Source organism: Streptomyces sp. NPDC006365 (genome assembly GCF_042870755.1).
GTDB classification, from domain to species: Bacteria; Actinomycetota; Actinomycetes; order Streptomycetales; family Streptomycetaceae; genus Streptomyces; species Streptomyces xiangluensis.
Genome location: NZ_JBIAHS010000004.1, coordinates 72,123 through 81,856, shown reverse-complemented (window position 1 = coordinate 81,856; position 9,734 = coordinate 72,123). Strand labels below are relative to the sequence as shown.

Genomic DNA, 9,734 nt, shown 5'->3' with positions numbered 1-9,734 from the left:
AAAACGTATCCCCCTCAGCAGAACACTGGCAATGTCGCCGGTATCAACCCGTACCAAGTCGTCCCGCTGAGGACTGGGAGTACAGGCATGACCACCATCCCGTCTCCGGTGACCATCCGCGCCACCGACGGCCCGGGACAGCCCGAGCGCACCCCCCAACTCGAATCGCTCTACCGGCAGTTCGAGTCGGAACTGCTCGTCCCGCTGTGGGCCGAGATCGGCGAACTGATGCCGACCGAGCCCCACTCCAAGGCCCTGCCGCACCTGTGGCGCTGGCGCAACCTGATGCCGATGGCGGAACAGGCCGGGAGCCTGGTCCCCGTGGGACGCGGCGGCGAGCGCCGTGCCATCGCGCTGGCCAACCCGGGCCTGGGCGGGCGCCCGTTCGCCACGCCGACGCTGTGGGCGGCGATCCAGTACCTCAAGCCGCACGAGGACGCACCGGTCCACCGGCACACCCAGAACGCGTTCCGCTTCGTGGTCGAGGGCGAGGGCGTGTGGACCGTCGTCAACGGCGACCCCGTGGCCATGCGCCGCGGCGATTTCCTGCCGCAGGCCGGCTGGCACTGGCACGGCCACCACAACCGCAGCGACCGGCCGATGGCCTGGATCGACGGGCTGGACATCCCCTTCCAGCACTACACGGACGCGACGTTCTTCGAGTTCGGCACCGACGACGTCGGCACCCGCGAGGCCCCGGAACGCTCCCGCTCGGAGCGGCTGTGGGCCCATCCGGGCCTGCGCCCGCTCACGCACCTGACGCCCACGCCGGCCACTCCGCTGCTCGCCTACCGCTGGGAGTACACCGACCGCGCGCTGTCCGACCAGCTCGCGCTGGAGGCCGAGGGCTGCACGGCGACGGTCGAGCCGGGACACGCAGCGGTCCGCTACACCAATCCGACCACGGGCGGCGACGTCCTGCCGACGCTCCGCACCGAGTTCCACCGGCTGGCGCCGGACACGGCGACCGCCGCCCTACGGGAGGTCGGCTCGTCGGTCTTCCAGGTCTTCGACGGCACGGGCGAGGTCACGGTGGGCGAGGCCCGCTGGACCGTCGAACGCGGCGACCTCATCGTCGTCCCTTCCTGGACCACGCTCAGCCTGGCCACCGACACCGGCCTCGACCTCTTCCGCTTCAGCGACACCCCCGTCTTCGAACGGCTCCACCTCGACCGCACCTACCAGGAAGGCCTCCACGCATGAAGCTGGCGACCGTACGCACGGCCGACGGACTGCGCACCGCCCGCGTCGAGGACGGACAGTACGTCGACCTGGGCCCGGGCGACGTGGGCAGCCTGCTCGCCCACGACGACTGGCGCACCCGTGCCGCGGCCACGGGCGGAGCGACCCTCGCCGTCGAGCCCACCGACCTCGCTCCGGTGATCCCGCACCCCGGCAAGATCGTGTGCGTGGGCCTCAACTACCGCACCCACATCACCGAGATGGGTCGCGACCTGCCCGAACACCCCACTCTGTTCGCCAAGTTCACCGAAACACTTATCGGTCCCCACGACACTCTCACCCTGCCGCCCGAGTCCCCCACGGTGGACTGGGAGGCCGAACTCGTCGTGGTCGTCGGCAAGCGGGTGCGGCGTGCGGACCGGGCCACCGCGGAGGCGGCCATCGCCGGATACACCGTCATGAACGACGTCTCCATGCGCGACTGGCAGTTCCGCACCAAGGAGTGGCTCCAGGGCAAGAGCTGGGAGGCCAGCACCCCGCTCGGCCCCTGCCTGCTCACCGCGGACGAACTCGCGCCGGACGCCGCGATCAGTTGCGAGATCGACGGGGAGTCCCTGCAGAAGTCCACCATCGCCGACCTGCTGTTCGACGCCGCCGACCTGGTCTCGTACATCTCGACCATGATCACCCTCAACCCCGGCGACCTCATCGCCACCGGCACCACCGGCGGCGTGGGCCACGCCCGCAAGCCTCCCCGCTACCTCCAGGACGGCCAGACCCTGGTCACGACCGTCGAGGGCATCGGCGCCCTGTCGAACCCGGTACGGCGCGCCCCGGAAAGCACCTCCGCATGACCACGGGCACGCCGACTCGCTGCCTTCGCTGGATGGCGGAGGGGCACGCGTACTTTCTCTCTCAGCTCAAGGCGGTGGGCGACGAGGAGCTACGAGGCCCAAGCCGCCTGGCCGGCTGGTCGGGCCGGCACCTGCTCTCCCACGTCGGGCACAACGCCAAGGCCCTGGGACGGCTGGCCCACTGGGCGGCGACGGGCGAGCCCACACCGATGTACCCGAGCCCGGACGCACGGGCCGAGGAGATCGAGTCCGGCGCCGCGTGGCCCGTGCCGCGCCTGCGCGCCTTCGTCGAGGCCGAGCACGACCGGCTCGCCGCCGCCCTGGACCGCCTCACCGCCCCGAAGTGGGACGCCGAGGTCGTCACCGCCCAGGGCCGCACCGTCCCAGCGCGCACCATCCCCTGGCTGCGCAGCCGCGAAGTGTGGATCCACGCCTGCGACCTGCCGTCCGACGGCGACTTCTCGGCCTTCCCGGAGGACTTCGTCGACGCTTTGATCGAGGACGCGCTCACGCGTCGCCGTACCGCGCAGGGCCTACGGCTCCCATTGCGGGCGACCGACCGGGACGGCCGTACCGACGAAGGCCCGGCCGTCGTCGAGGGAGCCGCAGCCGACCTCGCGCGCTGGCTCACCGGACGCGGCACATCCGTACGACTTCATACGACGACGGGGGCGCCGCTCCCCGAGCTGCCGCCCTGGCTGTGACCACACGCAGAACGAACACCGTCGCCACCGGGCTGTGCCGCACGACCTGAGCGTGCGCCGCCAGGCCACGCCCTTCCCGCTGCCCGCCGCGCTCGGCCACGAGGGGGGCGGGTGTCGTGGAGTCCGTCGGCCCGCAGGTCGGCGGATTCGCGCCCGGCGACCGCGTGGTCCTCGCCTGCACCTCCTGCACCTCCTGCGCAGGCTGCCGGGCGCGCCGCCCGGTCTGTCCAGCGCACGTGCCGGCGCGGCCAGCCGGTCGTCCCACCTGTTCAGGCGGCTTCAGGCGGCGGACCTGGACCCGGCCGTGCGTCGCCGGAGCGCCGGCGTGGTGAGCGAGGGCGGCGTCCAGATGCCGTCCGGGGGATAGACGTCGGCTCCGGGGCCACATGCCCGCGCCGATGCACTCAGCTGGAAGCGTCGGGCTCTTCCTTCGCGGCGCGGCGGTACTCGGCGTTGATGCGCTGCGCTTCCTCAAGCTGGTCCTCAAGGATGACGATGCGGCAGGCAGCTTCGATCGGGGTCCCCTGGTCGACGAGTTCGCGGGCGCGAGCGGCGATCCTCAGCTGGTAGCGGGAGTACCGCCGGTGCCCGCCTTCCGAGCGGAGCGGAGTGATCAGACGGGCCTCACCGATGGCCCGGAGGAAGCCGGGGGTGGTGCCGAGCATTTCGGCGGCCCGGCCCATCGTGTACGCGGGGTAGTCGTCGTCGTCCAGACGACCACTGAGCGGAGTATCTGCTGTCATTTACACCTCGTTGTACGACGCGTCGAGGGGCCCTGGTGCCGTACGGCACCAGGGCCCCGAAGGGATTGAACACCATCTGTCGGCCCTACTGCTGTGCCGACCTGCTGTTTCCGCTACCCGGCCCGGGAGAGGGCCGGGTATGCGGGGATCGCGGATTCGTGACCGGGGACCACCTTCCAATCCGGGGTCTTGCGGTACCCGGCCGAATGCTTCCTGGGCCGGGCGATCCTGATGGCGTCTGCTCCCTCCTTCCTTTCCTCTGAATGATGCGAACTGCTGGTGTTGCTGTCGGCGGCCCCTCAACCTGCGAGCCGCCCAGTGCGACTGTCAGTCCCGTCACCGTCCTGCGAACAACGTGGCTTCGGAACTCCACAGTCACCCTGACCTGCGAACTTCGTGTACCGCTGCCCTGCAGTTCGTGTCTGCCGGGCTTCCTTGACCGTGTCTACGAAAGGAACCTTAACTAGATCACCAGCCAATGTCTACTCTGGCGAGTACAGATTTCGGAGCTCTCGAGGCGTAAGTATTTTGCGCCAGCCGACAGCGGCGGCACGGTGGGCCATGCGCTCCAGCGCCCCGGTCCCTCACCGCGTCGGTGCGCCGGCCGCACATCGGCGCCCGAGGTCACGTACGGGAAATGAGCACAGAGGACCGACCACTGCATAAAATCGGCTCTCATGTCGAAACCTGACGACCTGCTCGCGGACATCGCCGCCAAGGTGGAGTCCGCGCAAAGCAATCAGATGTCGCTGACTGTGGTTGTCGGCGGTGCTGTCATCACCGGCCGACTGGCGCCCGAAGCCGTGTGGAGGGAGCGAGTGTCGGAGGTACTGAAGGACTCGGACCGTCTCGGCCAGTTCTCCGGTGTCTTCGCGGCCGACCGGACAGAGGACCGAACCGACCGCGGCGACGTGCCCACACATCTGCACTTCCATCTCGCCCGGATCCTGCAGGGCAGTGTCGGGATCCCTGAGACGGGTGGAATGTACCGAGTCGCGATCAGCGATGTCAGTGCCTGGACCGTGGGCGACTTCAGTTACTCCGAACCGTGAGACGCCCCACGACGAGGGCCCTGCCGACGTGTGTCGGCAGGGCCCTCATCGTTGTTCTGTCGTTGTTCTGTCGCTGTTCCGGTGCCGGCTTCCGCCGGTCCTCATGGTTTCAGGAGACGGGCCTGCCGAGCAGGGCCGATGCGGTCTGCAGCGGTGTGAGGACGCGCGCGGCGGGTGCGCTCTCCTCGCCGTTGCGGCAGGTGAAACCGAGGCGGCTCATGGCCCGGGTGACCTCCCCGCTGGTGAAGTCGCGGCGGTCCTGCCGGGTGATGACTTCGCCCACTTGCTTGACGGGATAGTGGCGGCGGCCGATGAGCACGGACTCACCCGTGACGGCCTCGGGCTTGATGCCCTTCATGGAGGCCAGCACCTCGTGCTTGGTGAGCTCGAACGGGAACCGGGCGATGACACAGCGCATGATGCCTCACAGGGATGGAGTACGAGTCGGGGCTGACCTGCTGAGGCGGGTCAGGGGGAGAGGGCGAGCACGCACGGTGGTCGACCGGCGCCGAGGAGATCCCGTAGACGGATCCGGTCCGTGTAGGCGGAGCTGTCGCGCACGACGGCGAGCTGGGCCCGGGTGATCGAGCTGGTGAACTGCTCGTCCTTGTCACACAGCAGCAGATGCTCGACATGTGCACCGGCCATGACGGACAGGGCCACCTCGACGGTCATGTCGTCAGGGACCCGCAGTCCGGATACGCCGACGACCTCGGCCAGGGCCGGGAGCGCGGAGGCAGGCTCCGCAGGGCGATGCAGCAGCTGAGCCGGCGTCAAGGTGGAGCCTCCTGCAAGGACGGGCCTGAGAAGTCGGGTGAGGTTTCTGCCCACGAGGGTTCAGGCCGCCGGGTTGGAGGCGGCCGGCCGCTGTGCCGCGCGGCGTGCCGCCTCGCCGGTGGACCGGCCCTGGCCGGCGCGGCCGCGGCGGCGGCCACGGGACGGGGACGAGGAAGAGGCGCCGCGCCGGGGGCGTTCCACGGCCGGCACTGTGATGACGACCGGGACGCCCGAGGGTGCCTGAGCGCCTGTGATGCGGGTCAACTCCGCCTCACCCGAGTTCACCTGGGTTGTCTGCGGGGTGATGCCGGCGGCGGCCATCAGCCGGCTCATGTCGCGGCGCTGGTTGGGGGTCACCAGGGTGACCACACTGCCGGACTCACCGGCGCGCGCCGTGCGGCCGCCACGGTGCAGATAGTCCTTGTGGTCGCTGGGCGGATCGACGTTCACCACCAGATCGAGGTTGTCCACGTGGATTCCGCGCGCCGCGACATTGGTCGCCACCAGTACCGTCACATGCCCGGCTTTGAAGCGGTTCAGGGTCCGTGTGCGCTGCGGCTGGGACTTGCCACCGTGCAGCGCGCCGGCGCGGACGCCGCTGTTCAGCAGATGCTCGGTCAGCCGGTCCACCGCGTGCTTGGTGTCCAGGAACATGAGCACCCGGCCCTCGCGTGCCGCGATCTCGGTGGTGGTCCGGTGCTTGTCCGCGCCGCGTACGTGGAGTACGTGGTGCTCCATGGTGGTGACCGCACCCGCGGACGGGTCGACGGAGTGGACCACCGGGTCGTTCAGATAGCGGCGGACCAGCAGGTCGACGTTGCGGTCCAGGGTGGCCGAGAAGAGCATCCGCTGCCCCTCGGGACGCACCTGGTCGAGCAGCGCGGTGACCTGGGGCATGAAGCCCATGTCGGTCATCTGGTCGGCCTCGTCGAGGACGGTGATGGCGACGCGGTCCAGTCGGCAGGCGCCCCGGTCGATGAGGTCCTTGAGCCGGCCCGGCGTGGCGACGACGACCTCCGCACCGCCACGCAGTGCCCCGGCCTGCCTGCCGATCGACATCCCGCCGACCACTGTGGCCAGTCGCAGCCGCACAGCTCGGGCGTACGGAGCGAGCGCGTCGGTGACCTGTTGGGCGAGCTCGCGGGTGGGTACGAGGACGAGGGCCAGCGGCTGCTTGGGCTCGGCGCGCTGACCGGCCGTACGGGCGAGGACCGCGAGGCCGAAGGCGAGCGTCTTGCCCGAACCGGTGCGGCCACGGCCGAGTACGTCGCGGCCCGCGAGGGAGTTCGGCAGAGTCGCCGCCTGGATCGGGAACGGTGCGGTCACGCCCTCGTGGCCGAGCGCGGCCAGCAACGGCGCAGGCATGGCGAGATCGGCGAACGTCTCGACGGCACCGAGCGCGGGGGTGATCGTCTTCGGCAGCGCGAACTCGCCCTGAGGAGCGGCCTGTCGACGTCCATGACCTTCGGGGCGGCGCGGAGCACCGGAGCGGCCGGGGACTGCGGTTCCTACCCCGGCTCCGTAGCGGCTGCCGCCCCTCTTGGAGCCGGAACCTCCGGCGCGAGTGCGGACGAAGCGATCGTTTGTACGCGTGCGGTTCATGCGGACCTTCCTTGATATGGCACGAATCAAGGAATTCCCGCAGCAAATGAGCAGCGCAGAGAATCGCGAGAACGAGCCGAAAACGATGCGGAATCGAATGGGATCCCGAAGGGAACGTGCAGGGAATGCGCAGGTGACGCGCGTGGGATTTTTCTCTCACGAGAATGGTGAGATCCCGGCGGCAGGTTCAATGGAGCCAATGACCATGGCCCCTGGATAACGCTGCGGCTGAAGTTGTGGTTGTCAGGTACGGTCGGGCAGGCCGCCCGCGCCTTGAAAACCGATCAGCTGGGGCCCGCACCCCACGGTGCGGGCCCCAGCTGCGACGTACGTGTCAGCGTCAGGCGGGAACGATGTTCTCGGCCGTCGGGCCCTTCTGGCCCTGCGCGATGTCGAAGGTCACCTTCTGGCCCTCCGACAGCTCACGGAAGCCCTGAGCGGCGATGTTCGAGTAGTGAGCGAAGACATCGGCGCCGCCGCCGTCCTGCTCGATGAAGCCGAAGCCCTTTTCCGCGTTGAACCACTTCACGGTGCCGGCAGCCATATTGAATCTCCTTTGGGGCGGTGTTCGGAGTCCACACTGCGCGGACTCCGCGTCGTCGAGATGATCACCCCGCCGGAAAATAACCGGAAATGTAAGGAGCGCTACCGGCGTATGAAACCGGTGAGGCACTCCCAAGCGTTCGGGAACCACAACTGCAACTGGGGCCGACAGTATCACGGTGCGATCGACCGTGTGCGTTGAATAGTTCTGCTCCGTCTGTCGAGTAAGGAACCTTCATCGAGCGTTGCGTCTATTTCTCATTTCGCGGCCACAGATATTGACTCGCCCGGACCCCAGCGTTTCTGGCCGACGGGCGCCGCACGGCGAATGCTGAAGTGGTCGACGGCGCGGCCCACCGCCGGCGGCCGCGACGCAAACCGACCTCCCTCCGCGGTTGCCGGCTCTTACGGGCACGCCGCTGCGGGCACGGACGCCACCAGCAGCCGGGCCATGCATACCTGCGCGCGAACGGCGTGGCCGGATCGCAGCGAGCCACGCGTCCATCCCACAGCATCACCGACGGGACGCGGACTCGCCGGACCTCGCTGTGTCACGCAGTCAGACGCGTCACTCCTTCCACCGATTGGAGTTATGGAACATGTCCATTGAGGTGTGGGGGCATATCGAGAGGCAACACTGATGCACAGGTCTGCATACGAGCAGATGGAACTCTGCGTGAAGGAGTACATGCCGACGAATCGGCGGCACCGGGTCGTGGATCTGGGCTCGCGCGTGTCAGACAAACAGAGTGTCACGCATAAAGACTTGCTGGGTCAGCACGACATCGACTATGTGGGCGTCGATGTGCTCGACGGACAGAATGTGGATGCCGTCATGGCCAACCCGTACCGCATTCCAGTGAAGTCCAACAGTGCGGACTTTGTGCTCTCGGGTCAGGCATTCGAACACATCCCGTTCTTCTGGGCAACGATGATGGAGATCGCGCGCGTGCTGAAGCCCAGGGGAATGGCATTCATCACGGCACCGTCGCGCGGCCATGTGCACGACGCACAGGATTGCTGGCGCTACTACCCGGACGGGTTCCGGGCGATGGCTGCGTACTCGGGACTTGAATTGCGCGAGGCCTACACAGATTTCCCGCCGATGACGGGAATCCGGCACGATTACGCGGCCATTGACGCCAGACATGCCTACTGGGGTGATTCCGTCGGGGTCTTCCAGAAGCCCCGCCGCTACCGGCGACTGCCGATGTTCTTCGTACGCGAACTGACTGTCTGGTGGGCCAACCGCGTTGGGGGTATCCAGAACACGCCCCTGCTCAAGCCAGTCGAAGGGCGTGCGCTCTGCGGCCGCCCTGCGGACGTGCCGGAGTGATGACCGCGGTGGAGGTGAACTGGCGGCCGAAGCCGCGCGAGGAGCCGGTGATGCGCCCCTGGCCGGCCCGGCAAGGTCACCTACTGGCAGGACCAACGTCGCTTCCGTTGATTGATCTTGGTTGGGCAGGGTCTCCTGTTCGTGGCACGTGATCACATAGCCGGGGACACTTTCCCGGAGCGGGTCCGGATGAGACTGCTGACCAGGACGTTCACGCCGGAGCTGGTGCACGAGGCGGTCGAGGAGACCGGGGCGTGGGAAGAGCGCACGAAGGCGCTGCCGAGCACGCTGATGGTGTACTTCACGCTGGTGATGTGGCTGTTCACCGGGCAGGGCTATGGAGGCGTGCTGCGCGAGTTGCTGGAGAACATCCCGCGTCGGCCGGGTGAGAAGTGGACGCGTCCGGCCCGGACGGGCTCGGTCACCAAGGCGCGTGCCCGGCTCGGGGCGGCGCCGCTGCGCTTGCTGTTCGGGTCGCGTACCTCGCCCTCCGTCGAACGCCGCGCCGTTCTCCGTGATCACCGAGCATCCAGGCGGGGCAGACCGTCGTGGCGAAGGTGCTGGTAGAACCGCTGGGAGTTGCCGTAGATCATCGCGTTGAACAGACCGCCGGCGCTGTCCAGGTAGGCGACCTTGCCGGCCTCGTTCGCGGACTTGAACTTCTCACCGGCCTTCACGTACTTCGGGTCTTCAACAGAAGGCGGCGAAGCCGATGGTCATCGCGGTGGCGAACGCCCGGCCGTCACCGCCATCGAGCGGCGCCTCGGCATCCCGCACGCCACCTTCCTCCGTCACTACGCCGACCTGATCGACACCCGCTTCCGGCCCCGGATCCTGGTGCTCTGCGCCGGACCCTCGCCCTGTATGAGAAGGCCATCCTGATCTGGCCCCATCCGGGGCACTCAACGCGCACGATGAGGCGGCACCACGTAGATGTGATG

12 protein-coding genes and 1 pseudogene are annotated in these 9,734 nt (G+C 68.4%); 7 read left to right on the top strand and 6 right to left on the bottom strand.

The window, feature by feature from the left end:
• Positions 1-87: 87 nt before the first annotated feature.
• The 4 genes and pseudogenes from ACFYO0_RS13490 to ACFYO0_RS13475 all read left to right on the top strand — a co-directional run.
• Positions 88-1,203 (top strand): cupin domain-containing protein, encoded by a 1,116-nt coding sequence (locus ACFYO0_RS13490; RefSeq protein ID WP_388674429.1) that lies wholly within the window; start codon positions 88-90, stop codon positions 1,201-1,203.
• Positions 1,200-2,036: a fumarylacetoacetate hydrolase family protein gene (locus ACFYO0_RS13485; protein WP_388674427.1), complete on the top strand. Its 837-nt coding sequence runs from the start codon at positions 1,200-1,202 to the stop codon at positions 2,034-2,036. Before ACFYO0_RS13490 ends, ACFYO0_RS13485 begins: the two co-directional genes overlap by 4 nt.
• A 32-nt stretch (positions 2,037-2,068) precedes the next feature.
• Positions 2,069-2,740 (top strand): maleylpyruvate isomerase family mycothiol-dependent enzyme, encoded by a 672-nt coding sequence (locus ACFYO0_RS13480; protein ID WP_388674425.1) that lies wholly within the window; start codon positions 2,069-2,071, stop codon positions 2,738-2,740.
• Between the two features lie 116 nt (positions 2,741-2,856).
• Positions 2,857-2,967: pseudogene (locus tag ACFYO0_RS13475) on the top strand (alcohol dehydrogenase catalytic domain-containing protein); the annotation flags it as partial.
• Between the two features lie 177 nt (positions 2,968-3,144).
• On the opposite strand, the gene ACFYO0_RS13470 reads toward ACFYO0_RS13475, so the two are convergent.
• The gene (locus tag ACFYO0_RS13470; RefSeq protein WP_388674423.1) at positions 3,145-3,483 is read right to left on the bottom strand and encodes a MerR family transcriptional regulator; all 339 of its coding nucleotides are present in this window, start codon (positions 3,481-3,483) and stop codon (positions 3,145-3,147) included.
• 677 nt (positions 3,484-4,160) lie between these two features.
• On the opposite strand from ACFYO0_RS13470, the gene ACFYO0_RS13465 reads away from it, so the two are divergent.
• Entirely contained in the window at positions 4,161-4,535 is a 375-nt protein-coding gene (locus ACFYO0_RS13465) for a hypothetical protein (protein WP_388674421.1), read from the top strand.
• A gap of 109 nt (positions 4,536-4,644) precedes the next feature.
• Here the strand turns inward: ACFYO0_RS13465 and ACFYO0_RS13460 are convergent, their stop codons facing one another.
• The 4 genes from ACFYO0_RS13460 to ACFYO0_RS13445 form a co-directional block, all read right to left on the bottom strand.
• A complete protein-coding gene (locus ACFYO0_RS13460) occupies positions 4,645-4,953 on the bottom strand; it encodes an SCO5918 family protein (RefSeq protein WP_388674419.1) in 309 nt (102 codons plus the stop codon).
• Positions 4,954-5,003: 50 nt separating this feature from the next.
• Positions 5,004-5,312, bottom strand: coding sequence for a hypothetical protein (locus ACFYO0_RS13455; RefSeq protein ID WP_388674417.1), 309 nt, complete (start codon positions 5,310-5,312; stop codon positions 5,004-5,006).
• A 60-nt stretch (positions 5,313-5,372) separates the two neighbouring features.
• On the bottom strand, positions 5,373-6,914 hold the full coding sequence (locus tag ACFYO0_RS13450) for a DEAD/DEAH box helicase (RefSeq protein ID WP_388674415.1): 1,542 nt from the start codon (positions 6,912-6,914) through the stop codon (positions 5,373-5,375).
• A 340-nt stretch (positions 6,915-7,254) separates the two neighbouring features.
• Complete coding sequence (locus ACFYO0_RS13445; RefSeq protein WP_030872951.1) at positions 7,255-7,458, bottom strand: cold-shock protein; 204 nt, start codon at positions 7,456-7,458, stop codon at positions 7,255-7,257.
• Positions 7,459-8,097: 639 nt separating this feature from the next.
• On the opposite strand from ACFYO0_RS13445, the gene ACFYO0_RS13440 reads away from it, so the two are divergent.
• Positions 8,098-8,793: a methyltransferase domain-containing protein gene (locus ACFYO0_RS13440; RefSeq protein ID WP_388674412.1), complete on the top strand. Its 696-nt coding sequence runs from the start codon at positions 8,098-8,100 to the stop codon at positions 8,791-8,793.
• A gap of 189 nt (positions 8,794-8,982) precedes the next feature.
• Positions 8,983-9,360 (top strand): transposase domain-containing protein, encoded by a 378-nt coding sequence (locus ACFYO0_RS13435; RefSeq protein WP_388674410.1) that lies wholly within the window; start codon positions 8,983-8,985, stop codon positions 9,358-9,360.
• Here the strand turns inward: ACFYO0_RS13435 and ACFYO0_RS13430 are convergent.
• The gene (locus ACFYO0_RS13430) at positions 9,312-9,470 is read right to left on the bottom strand and encodes a hypothetical protein (protein WP_388674408.1); all 159 of its coding nucleotides are present in this window, start codon (positions 9,468-9,470) and stop codon (positions 9,312-9,314) included. The genes ACFYO0_RS13435 and ACFYO0_RS13430 overlap by 49 nt on opposite strands.
• Positions 9,471-9,734: the final 264 nt, after the last annotated feature.